Genomic DNA, 23,001 nt, shown 5'->3' with positions numbered 1-23,001 from the left:
CACAAGAAAGTGAACTAGAGAAAGACCCATGAGTGAAATCAAGGAAATGCCGCTGGTCGAGCTGACGGCCAAGGATCTTCCCGCCTACTGCCCGAACCCCGCGATGGCCCGCTGGAGCGCGCACCCGCGCGTCTTCATCGACGTGTCGCACGGCGAGGCGCGCTGCCCGTACTGCGGCACGCGCTACAAGCTGCGCGACGGCGAGGTCGTCAAGGGCCACTGAGCCCGGGACGACCGGCCCCCGCGGCCCGGCCTGCGCGGCCCGGCCGACACGCACGGCGGCGCGACCGGATGACGGGCGCGCCGCCCTTCCCATTCTGGCAACCCGAACGCGGCGCCCACGCGCCGTGCTTCATTACGACATCGGAAGTCGACCTGATGCGTCGAGCGCTGGTTATCGCACCGAACTGGATCGGTGACGCATTGATGGCGCAGCCGCTCTTTGCGCTGCTGAAGAAACTCCATCCCCGCATCGCGATCGATGCCGTCGCGCCCACCTGGGTCGCGCCGGTGCTGGAGCGCATGCCGGAGATCCACGATGTCTACGCGACCGATCTCGCGCACGGCAAGCTGCAGCTGCTGCGCCGCTGGCAGCTCGCGAGCGACCTGCGCGACAACGGCTACGACGCGGCCTATGTGCTGCCGAACTCGCTGAAGTCCGCGGTGATCCCGTGGCTCGCGAACATCCCGCTGCGGATCGGCTATACGGGCGAGCACCGCTATGGCCTCTTGAACGTGCGGCACGCGAACCCGAACAAGGCGCACGGCGAGCGGCCGCCGATGACGGGCCACTACGCGGCGCTCGCGTACGCGCCGGGCGCAAAGCTGCCCGAGTCGATGAAAACCCTGCCGCCGCCGCGCCTCGAAGCCGACCTGAATGAAACGGCGCGCGTGTCCGCACGTTTCAATCTCGATACACGGATGCCGCTCGTCGTGTTCTGCCCCGGCGCGGAATACGGCCCGGCCAAGCGCTGGCCGCCCGAGCACTTCGCGTCGCTCGCGAAGATCGTCCACCAGTCGTTCCCGTACACGCAGATCATCGCGCTCGGCTCGCAGAAGGACGCCGCGGCCGCGCAGGCGATCGCCGAGCACGCACCGCACGTGCGCAACCTGTGCGGGCAGACATCGCTGTCCGAGGCGTGCGCGCTGATCGCCCGCGCGAACGCGGTCGTCACCAACGATTCCGGGCTGATGCACGTCGCCGCGGCGCTGCGCCGGCCGCTCGTCGCGCTGTACGGCTCGACGGATCCGCGTCATACCCCTCCGCTGTCCGAGCTGGCGAAGGTACAATGGCTGCATCTCGAATGCAGTCCCTGCTTCGAGCGCGAGTGTCCGCTCGGCCACCTGAAGTGCCTGCGCGAACTCGGCCCGGAGCAAGTATTCGGCGATCTGCGCGGCATGCTCGTCGGGCAACGCTGACCTCCACCGGCAGCGTCGCGAGGCGCGCGCCGGGCAATCCGATTCACCGGAGCGCGGCGGCCTCCTGGCCGCCGTGCTGAATACGGCGCGCGATGCGCGCGAGAGAACAACCCGATGCCACGTTTTGCCCGCCTCTTCGAAGCCGCCGCCGATACGCTCAACGCCTACTACCAAGCCATCGCCGATGCCAATCTCGACGCGCTGATGGCCCTGTGGATCGACGAGGATTTCGCCAGCTGCATCTGGGCGGACGGCGCGCATCTGCACGGCCTCGACCAGATCCGCAGCGGGCTCGGCGCCCGGCTGTCCACGCAGCCGGTGACGATCGAGCCGCTCGACATCCGCGTGTACGACAGCCTCGGCACCGTCGTCTACACGATCGCCGAAGCGCATCAGCAGGCCGACCTCACTGCCGAGCCCGACATGGTGTTCGCGACCTACGTGATGATTCACGAGCGCGGCGAATGGCGCATCGCGCACATCCATGCGAGCCCGATTCCCGACCAGGCGGCCGGGCAGTTCGCCGCCAAGATCCGCCACGGGCAAGGCCCGCTGCATTGACGAATTGACCAAGACGCGGGGCGATCATGAGTACGGCTTCTCCGCCCACATCGCTTGACGGGGGCAACACCCCGGATGACGACACACTGCGCTATCGCGCGCCACGCTGGCTGCCGAACAGCCATGCGCAAACCATCGTGCCGGCGCTGTTCGCGCGACGGCCGGCCGTCGCCTACCGGCGGGAGCGATGGGAAACGCCCGATCACGACTTCATCGATCTCGACTGGATCGCCCATCTCGACAGCGCGGCGCCGGCGCCCGACGCGCCGCTGTTCGTGCTGTTCCACGGCCTCGAAGGCAGCTCCGGCTCGCACTACGCGCTCGCGCTGATGGCCGCCGCGCGCGCGAAGGGCTGGCACGGCGTCGTTCCGCATTTTCGCAGCTGCAGCGGCGAGATGAACCGCCGCCCGCGCTTCTACCACCTCGCGGACAGCGCCGAGGTCGACTGGATCCTCAAGCGCCTCGCCGCGCAGCATCGCGGGCCGATCGTCGCCGCCGGCGTGTCGCTCGGCGGCAACGTGCTGCTGCGCTGGCTCGGCGAGCACCGCGGCGACACGTCGGTCGTGCGCGCCGCCGCCGCGATCTCGACGCCGCTCGACGTGCATGCGGGCGGCCGTGCGCTGTCGCAAGGTTTCGCGATGCTCTACACGCGCAGCTTCCTGAAGACGCTGAAGCGCAAGGCGCTCGTCAAGCTCGAGCAGTTTCCGGGCCTGTTCGACCGCGAAGCGATGCTGAACGCGGTGACGATGCATGATTTCGACGACGTCGTCACCGCGCCGCTGCACGGCTTCGCCGACGCGAACGACTACTGGACGAAGGCGACCACCCGCCCGCTCCTGCCCGCGATCGACGTGCCGACGCTGATCCTCAACGCCCGCAACGACCCGTTCCTGCCCGCGTCGGCGCTGCCCGGCCCGGCGGACGTGTCGCCCGCCGTCGAGCTCGACCAGCCCGAAGACGGCGGCCACGCGGGTTTCATGACCGGGCCGTTCCCCGGTCGGCTCGACTGGCTGTCGGTGCGCGTGTTCGGCTATTGCGCCCGGTTCGTCGACCATGGATGACATCGTCAGGCAGGCGCTCGCCAAGTGGCCGGACGTGCCGCACTGCACCGGCTGGCTGCTGCTCGACCGGCGCGGCGGCTGGCGCCTGCGCGACGACGCCGCGCAGGCGGCCGGCGAGCTCGGCACGCCGCTGCGCCATGCGGCGCTGGTCGCGTTCATCGCCCGCAACTATGAAGCCGACGAGCACGGCCAGTGGTTCTTCCAGAACGGGCCGCAGCGCGTATACGTCGAGCTCGCGTATACCCCGTGGATCGTGCGGCTCGCCGAACAGGACGGCCGGCTGACGCTCGCCGATCAGGCCGGCCGGCCGTTCGAGCCGCGGGAAGCGTGGCTCGACGACGCGGGCGGCGTGCTGTTTCGCGACGCCGGCGCGCCGCCGCGCGTCGCCGCGCTGCACGATCACGATCTCGGACTGTTCGCCGACCATGCGGATCTCGACGCGACGCCGCCCGTGCTGCGCTGGCGCGACGACCGCGCGCTGCCGCTCGGCGAGATCGCGCGCGCCGACGTGCCGGCGCGCTTCGGCTTCGTCGCGAGTCCCGCCGAACGGGCGCGCACTGCGCCGGCCGACGAGCACTGACGCCGCCGCGACAGGCTAGCTCCTGCCGTTCTTCTCGTCCTCGCGCTCTTCCTTGTAGCGCGCCTCGAATTCGAGCAGGCGCGCGTTGAGCATCGACTGGTCGTAGAACGACACATCCTTTGCATCGCGCGCGTCCTTCAGCTGGCGGATCGCCGCCGGCCACGCGCCGTCGAGCGCGAGCTTCTCCGCCAGTGCGCGGCGCCGCGCGAGCATGTCGCCCTTGCCGTCGCTCGCCTTTGCGAGGTAGTCCCACCAGTCCGGCTGCTGCGGATCGGCCTGCGCCTGCGTGCGGGCGAGCGCCTGCGCTTCGCCGAAGCGGCGCGCGGCCAGGAGCGCCTGCAGATGCGCGACGATCGCCGCGTGCGACGCCGGCCAGCGCCGCTGCGCGAGCGCCGCGAGCCGCACCGCGTCGTCGGTGCGCCCCGCGCGGCGCGCGAGGTCAGCGGCCAGCACGTCGAGGCTCGGCGAGCTCGTCGCGGGATCGTCGTCGCGCCGCGCGCGCGCATCGAACGCGGCGCGCGACGCCGCCAACGCCTGCCCCGCCGCGTCGTACTGGCCGAGCAGCGTGTTCGCGAGCGCGACGCCGTACGCGTTCGCGGCGACGTTCGCCGCGGTATGGTCGTCGATCTCGAGCTGCATCCGGCGCGCCTCGGCCGCGATGTCGGTCGGCGCGCGGTTCTGCAGGATGCGCAGCCGGGCGCGCACGAACCCGTACTCGGCCGACTGGTGCGGCTGGCGGTACGGCGCGCGCCGCGCGCGATCCTCCATGTCGGCGATCCGCTCGCCCGTCAGCGGGTGGGTGCGCGCGTAGGCCGGCACGCCTGCATCGCCCATCGACGCGTGGTCCAGCCGCTCGAAGAAGCCCGGCATCCCGTACGGGTCGTAGCCCGCGCCCGCGAGCAGCTGGAAGCCGACGCGGTCCGCCTCGCGCTCCGCCGAGCGCGAAAAGCGCAGCTGGTTGTCGACCGCGTACGCCTGCCCGCCCATCGCGATCGCGCTGCCGAGATCGCCGCTGCGCGCGAGCACGCCCGCCAGCACGCCGAGCAGCATCGTCGCGAGCGCCGTGTAGCCGGTCTTCTCGCTCGCGTTGATCATCCGCGCGATATGCCGCTGCAGCACGTGGCCCATCTCGTGGCCGACGACCGACGCGAGCTCGGATTCCGTCTGCGTCGTGATGAAGAGCCCGGTGTTGATGCCGATGAAGCCGCCCGGCATCGAGAATGCATTGATCTGCGCGTCGCGCACCGGGAACAGCTCGAAGTCGGGCGCATAGCCGCCGATGAAGCGCGCGGTCGCCGCGGCCGCGAGCCGTGCCGCCATCGTGTTCAGGTAATCGCGCGCGAGCCAGTCGTCGAGATAGTCGGGGTCGCGCCGCACCTCGCGCATCACCCGTTCGCCGAGCTTGCGCTCGGCCTGCGGCGTCAGCGCGCCGCCGGAGCCGTCGCCGAGATCGGGCAGCTGCAGCGCCCGCAGCGGCGCGCGCAGGCCGGCGGCGGAATTCGACACGCCGGTGGCGCCGGAAAACCGGCTCTCGGCGCCGCCGTAGGTGCCGAATACGTCGGGCGCAATGCCGGACGGCACGGTCGAGATCGACGGGAGACCGGCGCCCGCCGCCTCGAGCGGCAAGGCGCCCGTGCATTGCGCGTAACCGTCGGGCGGCAGCGCCAGGGCCGCCGACAGCAACGCGACAAGCAACTGTTTGACACGCATGGCAGGATGATCGCGACGCCGTCCCGCGCGCGGCGCGCGCTTTGCGGCGATTGGTATAAATATCGTGGCCATTGTACCGGCGCCGGCCCGGCTGTCCCGCACGGATCGTCCGCGGGTTGTGCGCCGGCGGCGCGGGCGCCCGCTGCTATGATAGGCGCCCTTCAAGCTATGCACGGGACCGAACCGGGCGTCGACGCGCCGGATTCGGTCGACAGGAGCACGACATGTCTGGACTCACCCATTTCGACGCCGCCGGCCACGCGCACATGGTCGACGTCGGCGGCAAGCAGGAAACGCAGCGTATCGCCGTCGCGCGCGGCACGATCCGGATGCTGCCGGCGACGTTCGAGCTGATTCGCGACGGCAAGGCGAAAAAAGGCGACGTGCTCGGCGTCGCGCGCATCGCGGCGATTCAGGGCGCGAAGCGCACCGCCGACCTGATTCCGCTGTGCCATCCGCTCGCGCTGACCCGCGTCGCGGTCGATTTCGAGCTCGACGACGCGCTGCCGGGCGTGCGCTGCGTCGCGCAGGTCGAGACGTTCGGGCGGACCGGCGTCGAGATGGAGGCGCTCACCGCGGTGCAGGTCGGGCTCCTGACCGTGTACGACATGTGCAAGGCCGTCGATCGCGGGATGGTGATCACCGACGTGAGCGTCAGGGAGAAGCGCGGCGGGAAGTCGGGGGATTGGACGGCGGAGGATGCGGGGGGTTGAGGGCGAGAAAGGCTGTCGGTCCGCGAGGGGAGATTCCAGCGCCTTTATCTCATACAATTGGTGGATTCCACACGAGAGAGCGTGTGACCAGCAGAACAAAAAGAGTGAGTCCTGGTAATGAATTCGAACATGTTGAGAAGCGCGATGCTGGGCAGGCCGGTCCAGCATGAGCGCCTTGTCAAACTAGATACGCCGCTTGGCCCCGACATACTGTTGCCGCACCGCGTCAAGGGGTGGTCGCGACTCGGGCGCCAATTCGAGTTTATCGTCGATGCGGTTTCCGTATCCGACAACATCGAGCTCAAGAAGCTGATCGCGCAGCCGGTGACGCTGTGGATACAGCAGAGCGATCAATCGTACGCGCCTCACCACGGCTACGTGCATTCCGCTCGCCGGCTCGGGTCGGACAGCGGTGTCACGTACTACCAGATTGCTTTTGCATCGTTCCTGCATTTCCTTAAGTTCCGCCGCGACCAGCGCATCTGGCAGGATCAGTCCGCGGAAGACATCATTGCCGACGTACTGAACCAGCATCCGCAGGCAAAGGGACGCTTCGCCTTCAGGCTCTACCAGCCGGTACCAATTCGCTCGTTCTGCATGCAGGACGAGGACGATTGGAATTTCGTGCACCGGCTGATGGAATCCGAAGGCCTGTACGGTTTCTGGGAACAGGACCGAGACGGCAAGTCGCACCGGTTCGTCATCGTCGACCGCCTCGACGCGCTGCCCGCGCTGTCGCCACGAGTAGTGCATTTTCATCGCGCGGGTACAAGCGACGAAGCCGACACACTCGTCCATTTCTCTGGCACTCGTACGCTGCGGAGCGTCGAGCGCGCCACGCGCACGTTCGACTACAAGCAGCCGCCCACCGCCGCGAATCCGAAGGCCACTCACACGCCGACGATCGCGAACCAGGGCGACCTCCCGCAGCAGCTGGAGGTCTATGAATACACGGGCGCGCATACGTATGCCGAGCAATCCCGCGGCGACCATCTGTCGAAGCTCTGGATGGAGGATCAGGAGTCGCGCGCGAAGCGTTTTCACGGCGTCGGCGGCGTGCGGCGCATGGACGCGGGGCGCACGTTCCAATTCGCCGATCACCCCGAACACGACAAGGACGATCCCGGCCAGCGCGAATTCGCCGTAATCGAGACGGCGTGGGTCATTGTCAACAACCTCCCCGTGGCGGACGAGCAGGCGGTTTTTCCTCATAGCCTGAAGGCGGAGATCGACAGCATCGTGCACGCGACAGATTCCGCCCTGTCGCGCGTCCGTCATTCCGATGGTAGCGAGGGCTTCTTTCAGATTCGCGTGGAAGCACAGCGCACGACCGTACCGTTTCGCAGCCCGTTCGAGCATGCGAAGCCGACGATGCATTTGCAATCGGCGATCGTCGTCGCACCGCAGGGCGAAGAGGTTCACACGGATGCACTAAACCGTGTCAAAGTCCGCTTTCATTGGGATCGCCTGAACGACGGTGACGAGAAGGCGTCGTGCTGGCTACGTGCCACGACGTCGGATTCCGGAAATGGCTACGGCGCCGTTCATCCACACCGCAGCGGCGAGGAGGTGCTGGTCGACTTCGTCGGCGGCGACTGCGATCGACCGATCATCGTAGGCAAGGTCTATAACGGCGCAACAAGTCCGCAATGGCACAGCAACGGCATCCTGTCCGGATATCGCTCCAAGGAATATGCGGGCGTCGGGTACAACCAGTTGGTCCTCGACGATGCGACGTCGCAGAATCGCGTACACCTGTATAGCAGCCAGACCAATGCGCATCTGCATCTCGGCTATTTGATCGAGCACGCAGGCAATAATCGCGGCAGCTATCTCGGCAGCGGCTTCGACCTGCGGTCGGACGCATATGGCGCAGTGCGCGCGAACCGCGGCCTGTACGTCACGACGCACGAGAAGCAGCCGGCAAGCCAACCGCTCGACGTTCAGGAAACGCAGCAACAGCTCGTTCGGGCGGAAGGCCTGATGGAAGCCATGTCGGATGTCAGCACGCAGCATCGAGCGGAGCCGCTCGAGTCCGGGCATTCGGCACTGAAGCAGTTCACCGATGCAACTCAACGCAGCGTGACCGGCAGCACGTCGGGCGGCAGAACCGCCGGCGGCGGCACGGGCATCGCCAATGCGTTCAAGGAACCTGTGATGCTGTTCGGCAGTCCGGCAGGCATCGGGATGTCGACACAACAATCTGTGCATGTTGCTGCGGACCGGCACATCAACGTCGTCAGCGGGCAAAGCACGCATGTCGCCGCGGGGAAATCGCTGGTCGCCAGCGTGATCGACCGCATCAGCCTGTTCGCCCAGAACGCCGGGATCAAGCTGTTCGCCGGCAAGGGCAGGGTTGAAGTGCAAGCACAGGCTGACAACATCGAGCTGACCGCCCAGAAAACGCTGAAGCTGATCGCGGCCACCGGGGCACTCGAAGGCGCTGCGGCGAAGGAGATCCTCTTGACGTCCGGCGGCGCTTACATCCGGATCGCGGACGGCAACATTGAAGTCCATGCGCCCGGCAAGATCGACGTCAAGGGTGCGCAACACGCATTCAGCGGGCCCACGCATCTGGCGCAAACGATGCCGACACTGCCCAACTCGACGGGCAACTACGATCAGGCCTTCATCGCGCACTGGGCCGGCACCGACATCCCGGTTGCGAACACTCGGTATCAGATGTTTTCGAACGGGAAGTTGATCTCAGAAGGCGTCACCAACGCGGCCGGTGAGACGGGGCTCACGCAGAGCCACGTGCCGCACGACGTCGTCGTCAAGTTTTTGGGGAAATCGAATGGCTGACGGGCAACCGGACAAGAACGTACTCGGCACCGGCTCCGGGATGCTGACGCCGACGGGCTACAAGGATCGTCCAAAGGTGGCGATCAATATCTGCGACAAGTACGCACCACCGGCCGCAGATTCCATTGTCGGCACGTGTCCCTTCTACTACCAGCCGCTGCACGGCGAGTACTGGGAGACGGTCGAAAAGGTCAGCAAATCGAGTGCATGGGAAACCGTGAAGAAATTCGCGACCTCGTGGGATCCATGGAAAGACAAGGAAGTCGCGCGCCGCCTGCTACATCGACGGGAAAAGCTGATCGAACTGAAAAGTACAGATTCCGACTGGTCGCGCCACGGCAATTTCATGATGCGCCATATCGGTTGCGGGCACAAACCGCCCGATTACTACGTGAGTTACGGCTATTACTATTGTTCGGACTACGGCAAGAATCTTTATCCCACTCTAACGGCTCAAGGAAAGAAATGGCTGGAAAACGCCCGGTGGTGGCTTCAGCGCTACATCGAAATCGGGCTGCAGCAAAACATGCAGGGAGACCAGATCGCATTCAAGAGTGCGAAGCCGGGCAACGGTGAGCTTTCAATGCAAGTGGAACGATACGAACTCGAACTCGAAAACAACGGGGACACGTTCAAGACTTTCGCCTTTGTCACCCACCCGTTGGCTTATCTGGACGGTGGGCTGGCCGGTCTACCGGTCGCGGATCTAACCAAGATCGGCATGCGGCCGAATCTTCAGGAATGGGGCGATGGCCGGACGCTCAAGCAAGCGTGGGACGCGGGTATCCCGGTCGCCAAACAAAAGGCGCACGATTGGAGTTCGGAAGCGGCCGACCAGGCGCGAGAGTGGGGCTCAGACGTGGCCAGGAAAGCACGCGAATGGAGTTCGGACACGTCCGACGAAGTCAGCCGGGCGCTGGAACGTTTGCTAAACAAGTGACATGCTAAAACTCAAACGATGGAAATGGATCGCCGGGAGCCTCGTTGCCCTGGCCATTGCAACATACGGGTACGTAAATATGGCAACGAGCTGGGAAACGATCTCGACCAACTTCATGCGGAACGACACACCGTATGGCGGCGGCAGCTTCCGCATCAAGGGCAACGACGTGATGAGCGTCAAGCTCGCCAATCCCGAGGTGACATTCAAGCCCACCGCTGAATCGAACGAACCGCAGCGGCCCGAGCCGACCGAAGCCTGGATGAACGACACAGGCGAGCTGCTGAACCGCATGACGATCAGCTTCCTTCGCGGGACCATCGACGGCGGGATGAAACGCCAGTTCCAGCAAGTCGGCCAGAATGCCGCATGGTGGTATTCGCCAGACTGGTCGGTTCAGTTCATCAGCACCTCATGGATGAACTACAAGGCACCGGAGGCACATGGCGGCGATGCGCCTCAGACGACGAAGCTGTGGAAATCGCTCAACGGCGGCCAAACGTGGTCGCAACTGCAATGGCCCGAAAACCAGAACATCGGCCGCCTGCTGTTCATCGATCCGCAGCGCGGCTACGCGATCGGCTGGGGCCCGCGAGTATGGCGCACCGCGGACGGCGGCAACACGTGGCAGGCGATCGACGTGCCGGTCGATGCGCGCGTCGCCGGCAAGACGCGCAAGAATTTCAATGCGGTGAGCCTCGGCCCTGACGGTGTGCTGCGTGTCGCCTACTCCATCGCTCCGACTGCAGAGACGCCGGCACACAGCGTGATCGGCCGGCTCGACTGGGAGCAGCACGCCTTCGTGACCGAAACCGAACTGCCGGGCCAGGTCATCACTGCGCTCGATACCACGCCGGGACCGGCGACACACTATTCGCTGTACGCGCTGTCACGTCTGGACAAGCCGCAGAACGGCGAGAGTCGCGACAACGGCCGCCGGGTGGGCGCCATTTCCATGTGGACGAACGACCATCCGGAGTCGGTGCACCAACTGCGCACGTTCGACGAGACGCTCAGGCTCGACAGCCTGAGCGTCGGCCGTGACGGCCTCCTGCTCGTCTATGCCACCGACCCGAACTCGGGCAGTCGCGGCGGTGCGCCGATCGACCTCACGTTCACCAGCACCGACGGCGGCAAGTCGTGGGATCAAACCGCCGACAAGGTTGCACAAGGCGGCTACTTCGACGCGCAGACCAACACGCTGTACTGGTTGCACGGATATACGCTGAAAAAGCGCACCTTCTGATCGCTGCATCGGCGCGCTCGCGCGCCGATAGAGCGAACCTGCTGCCGCGACACCGAGCGTAGGCCACTCGACGAAGCGGCGAAGCGCGACGTGGCCGCGGCGCGCCGGCAGGCAGTCAACGACCACAACCGGCCGGTGCGCCACACCACGATCACCCGCACCAGCCCCCACTACTCCCCGCGCCGCGGCTCGAACACGAACGGCTGCGTCAGCGTGAACGGATTCGCGGTCGCGCCGGTCTGCGCGCAGCTCGCATGCGTCATCGCGTCGACGGCCGCGCGGTCCGCCGCCGCGTTGCGGCTGCTCGTCGTCACGGTCACGTTCTGCGCTTCGCCGGACGTCGTCATCAGCGCGCGTACGAGCACGGTGACTCGGCGCGTAAGCGGCTTCGCATTGTCCGGATAGACGGCGCGCGGGATGCGGCACGTCAGCTTGCTTTCCTGCGACGACGACAGCATCGCGCAGCCGGAAAACAGCACGGCGACGGCCGGCAGGATCAGAAGGGTCGAGCGAAGGGCCATGGTCGAATATCGTTCTTCAGTACTGTTCCAGGCGAGCGTCGCGCCGGCGGACATCGTCCGCCGCACCGCCAGCATCGCCCCGCGCCGCGGCCATCGGACCGGCGCCCCGCTACGGCCGCATGGCCGCGCGTGGCATCGGCCGCGATCGTTCCAGGCAGGCTCCCGGATCTGCGGACCTGCGCTCGCTCGTGCGGCCGACATCGCCGCGCGCACGCGAACGCTTCCGCGCATTGTGCACGTGCCGTCTTTCCCGTGGCGACGATTTGACAATGGTTGACGCGAATCGCGCGATTCCGTCGCTACCCGTTCGCGACGGGAAGCAATGTGCGCGCCGTCACGAGCCGCCACCGCACCGCCGCTTCACCACGATCCGGCGCGCGCCGGGACTTCCCGCCCGGCGCGGCGCGCGTTATTCCGAATCGTCTTCGGAGTCGTCGTCTTCCGCGTCGGCCGGCACTTCCCCGTACTTCGCGACCAAGGCCGCCTTGAAAGCCTTCAGCGACGGCTGTTCGTCGCACAGCTTGTACAGCGCCGCGAGCTGCTGCGGCCAGTCCTTCAGTTCCTTCGCGAAAACATGCAGGCGCGCGACCGTATCCAGCGCGCCGGCGTCGCGGCCGTCCAGCGCCTGCAGCACCGCATAGCGGCGCAGCACCGTCTCGCCGGGCAGCAGCGCGATCGCGCGTTCGTGCGCCGCCAGCTTGGCCGGCAGGGCGTCGCGCGAAAGCGTGAGCAGCGTCGCCGCGCCGTAGTCGCCCCATGCGCCGAACAGCAGCGACGGCGCGTCGCGATACTGCGCGGCCGGGTCGGTGCCGTAATACAGCACTTCCGCACGCTGATAGTCGCGCAACACCGGCAACGCCGCCAGCAGGCCGCCGACCGTCAGCAGCGCGAACAGCGCGAACGCCGCGCCGCGCGGCACGATGCGCAGCGGCTTCGCCTCGAGCAGGCCGATCACGAACATTGCCGGCAGCAGGAAGAACATGTACTGCTGCGGGTACTCGACCAGCGCGTGCATCAGCAGCACGCCGACCAGCGCGAAACCGAACACGCGCGTGCTCGTCTGCGGCGCGCGCAGCGCGCGCACGAACCACAGCACGAGCGTCACGACGAGCACGCCGAGGCCGAGCAGGCCGGATTTCGCGAGCAGGTCGATGAAGATGTCGTGCGAGTTGTTCGCGATCTCGACGCCGCCGAGTGCACGCGCGAGCGCGAACTGGTGCGACGGGAACTCGCCCCAGCCGACGCCGAGCAGCGGATGCTCGCGGAACATCGCGAGGCCGTACTTCCAGAGCGCGAGGCGCGGCGCGATCTGGCCCGCGTCGCGCATCCGTTCGGCCGCCGACACCGCGAGATTCAGGTGATAGTGCAGGTTCGCCCAGCGCACCGCGCCGTTCACCGCGACGAACACGGCGGCGAGCAGCACGGGCATCAGCCACGCGCGCGCGCGCACGTTGGCCGGCGCGCCCGGCTTGCCGCGCGATTCGGCCCACGCCATCCAGAAGCCGGCGACCACCATCACCGCGACCTGCAGCCACGGCCCGCGCGACACGGTGAGCGCGAGCCCGCCCGACAGCACGACCGACAGCAACAGCCACGCCCACACGGCGAGCCGGCGCGTCTGCACCAGATACAACGCGCCTGCGAGCGCGAACGCGATGTAGGTCGCCAGATGGTTCGCCTGCGCCATGTTGCCGTACGGCCGGCGCTCGACCGCAATGTTGTACACGACGACGAACGGCGACAGCACCGACTCGAGCCGGAACAACTGCACGACCTGGCAGAACACGGCGAACACGCCGCCGATGAGCAAGGCGCCCGCCATGATCCGCGCCGCCGCTTCCGCGAGCTGCTCGCGCGCGAGCACGTAGCCCGCCTGCATCGCGACCAGCGCCGCGCCGAGGTAGCCGACGGCCAGCCAGTTCATCGACGGCACCCGCAGCGGCATCAGCGCGACCTGCGCGACGAGCACGGCCGCGAAGCCGAGCGGCGCGGCGAACGCGGCCGGCGCCGCAAACGGCGTGGCCGGCCGGCTCGTCCGCACGAGCAGGATCACGGACGCGCCCAGCAGCAGATACAGCGCCAGCGCGGAAAACTCGGAATAGAAGGTCGGAATCGGATACGTGTGATTCGTGATCGCGTACGGCACGATCAGGGCGACCGCCAGCGCGACGAGCGGCAACGAGCGGGAAAAGGAAGAGGGCATGAGCAAACCGGATATCAGCAACCGGCGCACTATACAAAACTTTCCCCGCTCTGTGCGGAGCCGTCACGCCGGATGCATGGCCGGCCGCATCGATCCGGCGATCACCGCCCTGCCCGCCCGCTACGCGCGGCATTCGGCCGGCGCATACTTCGCCGGCAGCGTCGCGGCTTCGGCCGGCAGCGGCCCAGCACCCGGCGCGGGCAGCGACGACGCCTGCTTGCCCGCGGCGAAGCACTCCCACGCGATCGCGCCCGCCTGCATCGCGCCCTTCCTGAGCGCCACGCGCGCGGTCGGCGCCTCCGCCTTGTCGGGCGCGGACGGCACCAGCACCAGCGTGTTCGCATCGCCCGCTGCGACGCGGGCGGTAAAGACGACCGAGATCTGGCCCGTCTCGTCGTCGATCCGGACCGACTCGACGTTGCGGGTCGCGGCCGGCGGGCTGTAGCCGCCGGCGAGGCCCGCGCCGCTCGCCGCGTTGTCGGCGACCGCAAGCCGCGCGGACGACGCGAGCGCAAGCCCCTCGCCGACCCGCGAACGCGCGAGGTAATCCTGGTAGGCGGGAATCGCATAGGCGGCGACGACGCCGACGATCGCCAGCACGATCATCAGCTCGATCAGCGTGAAACCGGCGGGACGCCGGCGCGCCCGACGCAGGTCGACGACGAGACGGCGGAACAGCGAAACGGAAAAGGCTTCGAACATGACAGGCTCCGGAAACGAAAAACGCCTGCCGATCCAGGCAGGCGTTTCGATCGTAGCCAGCGGGCCGTGCGGCCGGCAGTCGGCCGGACGGCCAACCGTCAATGCGCTTGCGGGACGCCGCGGCGGCGCCGCAGCAGGAAGCCGGCGGCGACGACGATCAGCGCGCCGGCGATGCTCGCGCCATGGATCGCCGCCGGCGTGTCGAGCAGCGGCCAGCGGTCGCCGGCCGGGTCGTTCACCATCAGCCCGCCGGCGATCCAGCCGAGCAGCCCCGCGCCGAAAGTGACGATGATCGGAAAGCGGTCGAGCATCTTCAGCACCAGCGTGCTGCCCCACACGATGATCGGCACGCTGACGACGAGCCCGAAGATCACGAGCGCGAGCCGGTGCGACGGGTCGGCCCGCTCCGCCGCGCCGGCGATCGCGATCACGTTGTCGAGGCTCATCACCGCGTCGGCGATCACGATCGTCTTCACGGCCGCCCACAGCTTGTCGGCCGGCTTGATGTCGTCGTGCGCGTCGGCGGCAGGCGCCATCAGCTTGATGCCGATCCACAGCAGCAGCACGCCGCCCGCGAACTTCAGGAACGGCACGTCGAGCAGCGCGACCGCGAACGCGATCAGCACGATCCGCAGCAGGATCGCGCCGGCGGTGCCCCAGACGACGCCGCGCAGGCGCTGGTTCGCCGGCAGGTTGCGGCACGCGAGCGCGATCACGACCGCGTTGTCGCCGCCGAGCAGGATATCGATGACGACGATCTGGAACACGGCGCCCCAGTGGAGCGTGGACAGGAATTCGAGCATGGACGGACGCGGGGTGGACAGTCTGCCGGGCGCGGGCGCACGCGGGTTCGCCGCCGGCCGCACGATGCGCGCGCAGCCTTACGGGAACATTTTGCGAGAGTAACAAAAAACGCCGGCTGGGCCGGCGTTTTCTGCAGGACGGACCCACGCGGAATTTACAGCGCCTTCTTCAGCAGGCGGCCCATTTCCGACGGGTTGCGCGTGACCGTGATGCCGCACGCTTCCATGATTTCCAGCTTCGCTTCGGCCGTGTCCGCACCGCCCGAGATCAGCGCGCCGGCGTGGCCCATGCGCTTGCCCGGAGGCGCCGTGACGCCCGCGATGAAGCCGACGACCGGCTTCTTCATGTTGTCCTTGATCCACTGCGCGGCGTTCGCTTCGTCCGGACCGCCGATCTCGCCGATCATCACGACCGCATCCGTATCCGGATCGTCGTTGAACATCTTCATGACGTCGATGTGCTTCAGACCGTTGATCGGGTCGCCGCCGATGCCGACTGCCGACGACTGGCCGAGGCCCAGCGCCGTCAGCTGCGCAACGGCTTCATACGTCAGCGTGCCCGAACGCGACACGACGCCGATGCGGCCCTTGCGGTGGATGTGACCCGGCATGATGCCGATCTTCAGTTCGTCCGGCGTGATCGTGCCCGGGCAGTTCGGCCCGAGCAGCAGCGTCTTGCGGCCTTCGCGACGCATGCGGTCCTTCACTTCGATCATGTCGCGCACAGGGATGCCTTCCGTGATGCAGATCGCGAGATCCAGGTCGGCTTCGACCGCTTCCCAGATCGCAGCCGCTGCGCCTGCCGGCGGAACGTAGATGACCGACACGGTCGCGCCGGTTTCTGCCTTCGCTTCCTTGACGCTTGCGTAGATCGGAATGCCTTCGAAATCTTCGCCGGCCTTCTTCGGGTTCACGCCCGCGACGAATGCTTCGCGGCCGTTTGCATATTCACGGCAGGCGCGCGTGTGGAACTGACCGGTTTTGCCGGTAATGCCCTGCGTGATGACCTTCGTGTCCTTGTTGATCAGAATCGACATGTATTTTGACCTCTGTTCGATTGGCGTCGCGTGTCAGCCGCGCCGCCATGCGTATTCGACGGACGATAGCGTTACTTGCCTTCGGCAGCCGCGACGACCTTCTGCGCGGCTTCTTCCATGCTGTCCGCCGAGATGATCGGCAGGCCCGAATCGGCCAGCATCTTCTTGCCGAGGTCTTCGTTCGTGCCCTTCATGCGCACGACGAGCGGCACGTTCAGGTTCACGGCCTTCGAACCGGCGATCACGCCTTCCGCGATCACGTCGCAGCGCATGATGCCGCCGAAGATGTTGACGAGGATCGCCTTCAGGTCCGGGTTCTTCAGCATCAGCTTGAACGCTTCCGTGACCTTCTCGGTGGTCGCGCCGCCGCCGACGTCCAGGAAGTTCGCCGGCTCGCCGCCGAACAGCTTGATCGTGTCCATCGTCGCCATCGCGAGGCCCGCGCCGTTCACGAGGCAGCCGATGTTGCCGTCGAGCGAGATGTACGCGAGGTCGAACTTCGACGCTTCGATTTCAGCCGGATCTTCTTCGTCCAGATCGCGGTACGCGACGATTTCCGGGTGGCGGAACAGCGCGTTCGAGTCGAAGTTGAACTTCGCGTCGAGTGCGATGACCTTGCCGTCGCCGGAGACGTTCAGCGGGTTGATTTCAGCCAGCGACGCGTCGGTTTCCCAGAATGCCTTGTACAGGCCTTGCAGGATCGCGCGTGCTTGCGGAATCGAAGCAGCCGGCACGCCGATCTTCGCGGCGAGGTCGTCTGCCTGCGCGTCGAGCAGGCCCGTCGACGGCTCGACGATGACCTTGTGGATCAGTTCCGGGTGCTTTTCGGCGACTTCCTCGATGTCCATGCCGCCTTCGCTCGAACCCATCAGAACGATCTTTTGCGAGATGCGATCGACGACGAGGCTGACGTACAGTTCCTGCTTGATGTCGGCGCCTTCCTCGATCATCAGACGGTTGACCTTCTGGCCTTCCGGACCGGTCTGGTGCGTGACGAGCTGCATGCCGAGGATCTGGTTCGCGTATTCGCGAACCTGCTCGATCGACTTCGCCACCTTCACGCCGCCGCCCTTGCCGCGGCCGCCCGCGTGAATCTGAGCCTTGACGACCCATACCGGGCCGCCGAGCTCTTCCGCCACCTTGACGGCTTCGTCAACCGAGAACGCCGGCTTGCCGCGCGGTACCGCGACTCCGAATTTCCGCAGGATTTCCTTACCCTGGTACTCGTGAATCTTCATGCGTGATTCCCTTCAGTCTGAGAGTTGGATGAAAAGTCGTTCAGGACGCTTCTTCGAATGATTTCCGTTCATTCCTTCGTGCCGCCTTCCGGCCGGCTCGCGCCATACCAGCGCGGGTAGTACTGCCGCACGACCTCGCCGTCGAACCGCAGCGCACGGCAGCGGCCAAGCTGGAACGGTGCGTCGTCGTGCGCGCCGTCGTGATCCGGCGCTTCGCCGCCCTCCTCGCGCACGTTCCACACGTCACCGGCGAACGCCTGGATCGCCGCCGTCGGCAGCACGGCGCACAGCTCGGTGAGGTGGGAGCAGCCCGCGACGCCGGCCAGCAGCCGGTTCGCATTGCGGCGGAAATTGCGGAAGAGATTGAGCCCGACGAGGGCCCGATAGGCGGGAGCGGCGGATTGACAGTGACCGGGATACGGCACCCATTCCGAAGACGCTTCGGCGTCGACGACATTGAGGTCTCGATCGATGGTCACGCGCAGCCAGAGTTCGTGGATCGGCAGGCCCTGGGGCCGGATGCCCGACGCAAGCGCGACGTCGCGCGGCTTGTGATCGGTCAGGCAGGCTTCGATGTCCCACAAGCCGTCGCCGCGCTCGTACGCTTCCGCTCGGATTGCGCGTCGATGTCGCAACTGACGGGGCACGGGCTCGGATAGCGGCATGCTGGAGGTTGAGGCCGAAGAGGAAAACCGGCGGATTTTACCATATCGGGTATTTGAGACAGGCCGACGTGACGGCGGGTATTCCCGCCTGTCAGGAAGCGGTTGCAATGCAGCAAAATCGCGCGCCGCGCGCGACTTCGGCGATCAGTCGTCGCCGAACATTTCGTCGCCGCACTTCAGCAACTTCACGATGGTCGCGCTCGAGAAGCCGCGCGCCGCCAGGAAGCGCGCCTGCTTCGCGCGCTCGGCGGGCGTTTGCGGCAGTGCACCGAATTTCTTGCGCCAGACCGCCTGCGCGCGCGCCCATTCCGTCTCTCGAAGCTGCGCGCCCACCTCCTCGACGAGGGTGTCGCCGACCGCATGTCGCTTCAGCTCGTTGACGATCCGCGCGGCGCCGACCCGCGACGCGCGGCGATGCACGAGGCTTTCGGCGAAACGCGCGTCGGACAGCCAGCCTTCCTGCTCCAGCGCATCCAGCACCGGCTCGACGGATTCGTCTTCGCCGGCATAAGGCGCGAGCTTGCGCGCCAGTTCGGCGCGGCTGTACTCGCGCCGGGACAGGTAGCCGAGCGCGCGGCCCTTCAGCGAGCGCGGCGGCTTCGACGATTTGCGCTCGGCAGTGGCGGAAGGCTCGCCGGCAGCACCGCCGGACGCGCGACGCGTGCGGCGCGGATGCTGACTGCTGCGCGTGTAGACATCTTCCGTGACCGGCGCCGCGGCATCGGCCGCGCGCGCGCCGAGGATGCCGATACCCGACACGCGCCGACGCGACCGGTCGTGCGCATCGAACGATTCGTCGTGTTCGAACGGATCGTCCGGCGCGGTCACCTCAAATGAAACGAGGGCATCGTCGGATGCCCTCGTTTCGGTGCGATGCGCGGCACGACTGCCCGCGCTGCGCCGGTCGGTGCCCGAGGATGCGGCTCGCCGGCCGGAGCGCCCCGTCACGTCGGACGTGTCGCTCGCTTCCGGTTCGCCGGCCTGCCCTCGGCGCCCTGCCATCACTCTTCTTCGTCCATCGCCTCGGCTTCGTTGCCAGCTGCGCCATCGGGCATCGCGGCGACGCCGAGCGATTCGCGAATGCGGTTCTCGATCTCGCGAGCGATTTCCGGATTCTCGCGCAGGAATTCACGCGCGTTGTCCTTGCCCTGACCGATCTTCTCGCCGTTGTAGCTGTACCAGGCGCCCGCCTTGTCGACGATCTTCGCCTGCACGCCGAGGTCGATGATCTCGCCCTGACGCGAGATGCCCTCGCCGTACAGGATGTCGAAGATCGCTTCGCGGAACGGCGGCGACACCTTGTTCTTCACGACCTTCACGCGGGTTTCGTTGCCGATCACCTCGTCGTTCTTCTTGATCGAGCCGATCCGGCGGATGTCGAGACGCACCGACGAATAGAACTTCAGCGCGTTGCCGCCCGTCGTGGTTTCCGGGTTGCCGAACATCACGCCGATCTTCATCCGGATCTGGTTGATGAAGATCACGAGGCAGTTCGTGCGCTTGATCGTGCCGGTCAGCTTGCGCAGCGCCTGCGACATCAGGCGCGCCTGCAGGCCCGGCAGCGAATCGCCCATCTCGCCTTCGATTTCGGCCTTCGGCACGAGCGCCGCAACCGAGTCGATGACGATCATGTCGATCGAGCCCGAGCGCACCAGCGCATCGGTGATTTCCAGCGCCTGCTCGCCGGTGTCCGGCTGCGAGATCAGCAGCTCCGGCACGTTCACGCCGAGCTTCGACGCGTACTGGACGTCGAGCGCGTGTTCGGCGTCGATGAACGCCGCGGTGCCGCCGAGCTTCTGCAGCTCCGCGATCACCTGCAGCGTGAGCGTGGTCTTGCCGGACGATTCCGGACCGTAGATTTCGACCACCCGGCCGCGCGGCAGGCCGCCGACGCCGAGCGCGATGTCGAGGCCCAGCGAGCCCGTGGACACGACCTGGATGTCCTCGGTGGGGTGGCTTCACCGTCGCCCATGCGCATGATCGACCCTTTGCCGAACTGCTTCTCGATCTGCGCGAGCGCGGCGGCCAGCGCCTTGCTCTTCTCTGCAGTCAGCCCGGAGCCTTTCTTGCTATCTTCCATGAATCGTCCTTTGCTATGATGAGCAGCGTCTGATTGAGGTGCGCCGGACGAGCCGCTGCGCACGAATGCAGACACTGTATAAAAAAACAGTGTTTTATGCAAGCCCGCAATTGGGCCGTGCAACACACGAACCACTTCGGAGACAGCCGCGCCGGCATGATCGCCCTGCCGGCCACCGGTCACGCACATGCGAATTCTCATCGCCGAAGATGACAGCATACTCGCGGACGGCCTCACCCGGTCACTCCGCCAATCGGGCTATGCCGTCGACCACGTGAAGAACGGCGTCGAGGCCGACACGGCCCTGTCGATGCAGACGTTCGACCTGCTGATCCTCGATCTCGGCCTGCCGAAGCTGTCCGGGCTCGACGTCCTGAAGCGCCTGCGCGCACGCAATTCCAACCTCCCCGTGCTGATCCTGACCGCCGCCGACAGCGTCGACGAGCGCGTGAAGGGCCTCGACCTCGGCGCCGACGACTACATGGCCAAGCCGTTCGCGCTCAACGAACTCGAGGCGCGCGTGCGCGCGCTGACCCGGCGCGGCGCGGGCGGCGGCCCGACCGTCGTGCGGCACGGCTCGCTCGCGTTCGACCAGGTCGGCCGCATCGCGTACGCGAACGACCGCGTGCTCGACCTGTCCGCGCGCGAGCTCGGCCTGCTCGAAGTGCTGCTGCAGCGGATCGGCCGCCTCGTGTCGAAGGAGCAGCTCGTCGACCACCTGTGCGAATGGGGCGAGGAAGTCAGCAACAACGCGATCGAGGTCTACGTGCACCGGCTGCGCAAGAAGATCGAGCCGAGCGGCGTGCGAATCGCCACCGTGCGCGGGCTCGGCTACTGCCTCGAGAAAGTCGCCGCCGCCCCTGCGTCCGACGCGGCGGAGCCAGCCCCACCCCGCGCCAGCCGGCACGCCGCTGCGCTGACGGCCGTCCGTCGCCGCGATGGCCACGCCGGCCCGTTCCCGCCACCCGACCGGCGAACCCGCTTCCGCCGCCGACGCCGCGCGCGATGCGCGCTACGAGAACCCGTTCGCGCCGCCCGACGAAACCGACGCGCCCGAGGCTGCGCGGCCGCGCTCGCTGTTCGGCGAGATACTCGACTGGATGCTCGCGCCGCTCCTGCTGCTGTGGCCGATGAGCATCGCCGTCACGTATCTCGTCGCGAAGACGATCGCGAACGGGCCGTTCGATCGCGCGCTCGAGACCAACGCGTACGTGCTCGCGCGGCAGATCCACCCTGTCAACGGCGTCGCCGAGCTGACGCTGCCGCAGGCGACCCGCGACTTCCTGCGCGCGGACAACGTCGACAGCGTCTACTTCCAGGTGCTCGGCACGCGCGGCGAGCTGGTCGCGGGCGAAGCGGACCTGCCGCTGCCGCGCGACGAGGATCGCCCGCCGCCGGGCGTCGTCGCGTTCCGCGACGACCTGCTGCGCGGCAACGACGTCCGCGTCGCGTATACAACAGTCGCGCTGCCGCAGCCGAGCGGCCCGCAGCCGGTGCTCGTGCAGGTCGGCGAGACGCTCGACAAGCGCAACGCGCTCGCCAACGACATCATCAAGGGCGTGATCCTGCCGCAATTCGTGATCCTGCCGCTCGCGATCCTGCTCGTCTGGTTCGGGCTGTCGCGCGGGCTCGCGCCGCTCAACGCGCTGCAGGCCCACATCCGCGCGCGGCGTCCGGACGACCTGTCGCCCGTCGAGGCGCAGCGCGCGCCGCCCGAGATCGAGCCGCTCGTCACGTCGTTCAACGACCTGCTCGCGCGCCTCGAACAGAGCATGGCGCTGCAGAAGCGCTTCATCGCCGACGCCGCGCACCAGATGAAGACGCCGCTCGCCGGGCTGCGCACGCAGGCCGAATTCGCGCTGCGCCACGACGTGTCCGCGGACGTGCAGCGCTCGCTCGAACAGATCGCGACGAGTTCCGAGCAGGCCGCGCGGCTCGTCACGCAGTTGCTCGCGCTCGCGCGTGCCGAGAACCGCGCGAGCGGGCTGATGTTCGAGCCCGTCGACATCGCGCCGCTTGCGCGGCGCGCGGTGCGCGACTGGGTGCAGGCCGCGCTCGCGAAGCGGATGGACCTCGGCTACGAAGGCCCGGACGCCGGCGCCGGCGACGATGGCGCGCCGCTCGACGTCGACGGCAATCCGCTGATGCTGCGCGAGATGCTCGGCAACCTGATCGACAACGCGATCCGCTATACGCCGGAAGGCGGCCGCATCACCGTGCGGGTGCGCAAGGATCGCGCCGCGCGGCTCGCGCACCTGGAAGTCGAGGACACGGGCCCCGGCATCCCCGCCGCCGAACGCGAGCGCGTGCTCGAGCGCTTCTACCGGATCCTCGGCCGCGAAGGCGACGGCAGCGGCCTCGGGCTCGCGATCGTGCGCGAGATCGTCGCGCAGCACGGCGGCACGCTGACGCTCGACGATCACGTCTACCAGGCGACGCCGCGTCTCGCGGGCACGCTCGTGCGCGTGACGCTCCCCTTGCACGACCCGGCCCCGGAATAACCCTGACATGCGCCGCAACATCCCGCCGCAGCACGGCTGACTGCGCGAACTCGCGTGCCGTTTCCCGAGCGAACGACACACGAAGACAGCCGTTCGCCGCGGGTTAACGTGGCATCGTTTTATGCCTGCGAGTCAGTGCGCCGTAAGTTTGCCTGCCAATAATCGTCGACAGGCTCGCCTTCAGGGCGACCCAACACCTATATCAAGAGACTTGGA

General features: G+C 67.2%; 19 protein-coding genes and 2 pseudogenes. 11 read left to right on the top strand and 10 right to left on the bottom strand.

The genetic code is table 11. The annotated features are described in order from the left end of the window. Positions 1–28 precede the first annotated feature (28 nt). The 5 genes from WJ35_RS13945 to WJ35_RS13925 all read left to right on the top strand — a co-directional run bounded on the left by WJ35_RS13945 (position 29) and on the right by WJ35_RS13925 (position 3,621). The gene (locus tag WJ35_RS13945; RefSeq protein ID WP_006749970.1) at positions 29–223 is read left to right on the top strand and encodes a zinc-finger domain-containing protein; all 195 of its coding nucleotides are present in this window, start codon (positions 29–31) and stop codon (positions 221–223) included. Positions 224–378: 155 nt separating this feature from the next. After that, positions 379–1,419, top strand: coding sequence for a lipopolysaccharide heptosyltransferase II (gene waaF / locus WJ35_RS13940; RefSeq protein WP_045567247.1), 1,041 nt, complete (start codon positions 379–381; stop codon positions 1,417–1,419). Positions 1,420–1,533: 114 nt separating this feature from the next. Beyond that, positions 1,534–1,980: a nuclear transport factor 2 family protein gene (locus tag WJ35_RS13935; RefSeq protein ID WP_010090801.1), complete on the top strand. Its 447-nt coding sequence runs from the start codon at positions 1,534–1,536 to the stop codon at positions 1,978–1,980. Positions 1,981–2,006: 26 nt separating this feature from the next. Further along, positions 2,007–3,041 carry a hydrolase gene (locus tag WJ35_RS13930; protein ID WP_010090800.1) on the top strand — a complete coding sequence of 345 codons (1,035 nt, stop codon included), beginning with the start codon at positions 2,007–2,009 and terminating at the stop codon, positions 3,039–3,041. Further along, complete coding sequence (locus WJ35_RS13925; RefSeq protein WP_060236714.1) at positions 3,034–3,621, top strand: DUF2946 family protein; 588 nt, start codon at positions 3,034–3,036, stop codon at positions 3,619–3,621. The genes WJ35_RS13930 and WJ35_RS13925 overlap by 8 nt, the downstream gene beginning before the upstream one ends. Before the next feature lie 15 nt (positions 3,622–3,636). Here WJ35_RS13925 and WJ35_RS13920 read toward each other — a convergent pair whose 3' ends face one another. After that, positions 3,637–5,331 (bottom strand): M48 family metalloprotease, encoded by a 1,695-nt coding sequence (locus WJ35_RS13920; protein WP_060236716.1) that lies wholly within the window; start codon positions 5,329–5,331, stop codon positions 3,637–3,639. A gap of 224 nt (positions 5,332–5,555) precedes the next feature. On the opposite strand from WJ35_RS13920, the gene moaC reads away from it, so the two are divergent. From moaC to WJ35_RS13900, 4 genes are all read left to right on the top strand, one after another. Beyond that, positions 5,556–6,044: a cyclic pyranopterin monophosphate synthase MoaC gene (moaC, locus tag WJ35_RS13915; RefSeq protein ID WP_069239326.1), complete on the top strand. Its 489-nt coding sequence runs from the start codon at positions 5,556–5,558 to the stop codon at positions 6,042–6,044. Positions 6,045–6,161: 117 nt separating this feature from the next. Continuing rightward, positions 6,162–8,849, top strand: coding sequence for a type VI secretion system Vgr family protein (locus WJ35_RS13910; protein WP_045578817.1), 2,688 nt, complete (start codon positions 6,162–6,164; stop codon positions 8,847–8,849). After that, positions 8,842–9,789 (top strand): hypothetical protein, encoded by a 948-nt coding sequence (locus WJ35_RS13905; protein ID WP_034192670.1) that lies wholly within the window; start codon positions 8,842–8,844, stop codon positions 9,787–9,789. Before WJ35_RS13910 ends, WJ35_RS13905 begins: the two co-directional genes overlap by 8 nt. Before the next feature lie 79 nt (positions 9,790–9,868). Beyond that, positions 9,869–11,035 carry a WD40/YVTN/BNR-like repeat-containing protein gene (locus WJ35_RS13900; RefSeq protein WP_060091530.1) on the top strand — a complete coding sequence of 389 codons (1,167 nt, stop codon included), beginning with the start codon at positions 9,869–9,871 and terminating at the stop codon, positions 11,033–11,035. Between the two features lie 170 nt (positions 11,036–11,205). Here the strand turns inward: WJ35_RS13900 and WJ35_RS13895 are convergent, their stop codons facing one another. From WJ35_RS13895 to recA, 9 genes and pseudogenes are all read right to left on the bottom strand, one after another. After that, positions 11,206–11,556 (bottom strand): TonB family protein, encoded by a 351-nt coding sequence (locus WJ35_RS13895; protein ID WP_069239325.1) that lies wholly within the window; start codon positions 11,554–11,556, stop codon positions 11,206–11,208. Positions 11,557–11,965: 409 nt separating this feature from the next. Beyond that, positions 11,966–13,759 carry a PglL family O-oligosaccharyltransferase gene (locus WJ35_RS13890; RefSeq protein ID WP_069239324.1) on the bottom strand — a complete coding sequence of 598 codons (1,794 nt, stop codon included), beginning with the start codon at positions 13,757–13,759 and terminating at the stop codon, positions 11,966–11,968. A gap of 120 nt (positions 13,760–13,879) precedes the next feature. Further along, positions 13,880–14,461, bottom strand: coding sequence for a pilin (locus WJ35_RS13885; protein ID WP_042586223.1), 582 nt, complete (start codon positions 14,459–14,461; stop codon positions 13,880–13,882). A 98-nt stretch (positions 14,462–14,559) separates the two neighbouring features. Continuing rightward, on the bottom strand, positions 14,560–15,264 hold the full coding sequence (locus WJ35_RS13880; protein WP_069239323.1) for a TerC family protein: 705 nt from the start codon (positions 15,262–15,264) through the stop codon (positions 14,560–14,562). A gap of 155 nt (positions 15,265–15,419) precedes the next feature. After that, positions 15,420–16,301, bottom strand: coding sequence for a succinate--CoA ligase subunit alpha (gene sucD, locus WJ35_RS13875; RefSeq protein ID WP_010090788.1), 882 nt, complete (start codon positions 16,299–16,301; stop codon positions 15,420–15,422). 71 nt (positions 16,302–16,372) lie between these two features. Beyond that, positions 16,373–17,539: an ADP-forming succinate--CoA ligase subunit beta gene (gene sucC, locus WJ35_RS13870; protein ID WP_010090787.1), complete on the bottom strand. Its 1,167-nt coding sequence runs from the start codon at positions 17,537–17,539 to the stop codon at positions 16,373–16,375. Between the two features lie 68 nt (positions 17,540–17,607). Next, complete coding sequence (locus WJ35_RS13865) at positions 17,608–18,204, bottom strand: DUF2889 domain-containing protein (RefSeq protein WP_029226350.1); 597 nt, start codon at positions 18,202–18,204, stop codon at positions 17,608–17,610. Positions 18,205–18,348: 144 nt separating this feature from the next. Beyond that, positions 18,349–19,206: a recombination regulator RecX gene (recX, locus tag WJ35_RS13860; RefSeq protein WP_069239322.1), complete on the bottom strand. Its 858-nt coding sequence runs from the start codon at positions 19,204–19,206 to the stop codon at positions 18,349–18,351. Next, positions 19,206–20,284: pseudogene (gene recA, locus WJ35_RS13855) on the bottom strand (recombinase RecA). The gene recX and the pseudogene recA overlap by 1 nt, the downstream one beginning before the upstream one ends. Before the next feature lie 187 nt (positions 20,285–20,471). Between recA and WJ35_RS30070 the strand changes: the two are divergent. Then, positions 20,472–21,215: pseudogene (locus WJ35_RS30070) on the top strand (response regulator); the annotation flags it as partial. A gap of 7 nt (positions 21,216–21,222) precedes the next feature. Next, the gene (locus tag WJ35_RS13845; protein WP_069239320.1) at positions 21,223–22,785 is read left to right on the top strand and encodes a sensor histidine kinase; all 1,563 of its coding nucleotides are present in this window, start codon (positions 21,223–21,225) and stop codon (positions 22,783–22,785) included. Positions 22,786–23,001: the final 216 nt, after the last annotated feature.

This window comes from Burkholderia ubonensis, from assembly GCF_001718695.1.
Taxonomy (GTDB): domain Bacteria; phylum Pseudomonadota; class Gammaproteobacteria; order Burkholderiales; family Burkholderiaceae; genus Burkholderia; species Burkholderia ubonensis_B.
The sequence above is the reverse complement of the archived record's forward strand: the minus strand, read 5'-3'. Positions and strand labels throughout refer to the sequence as shown.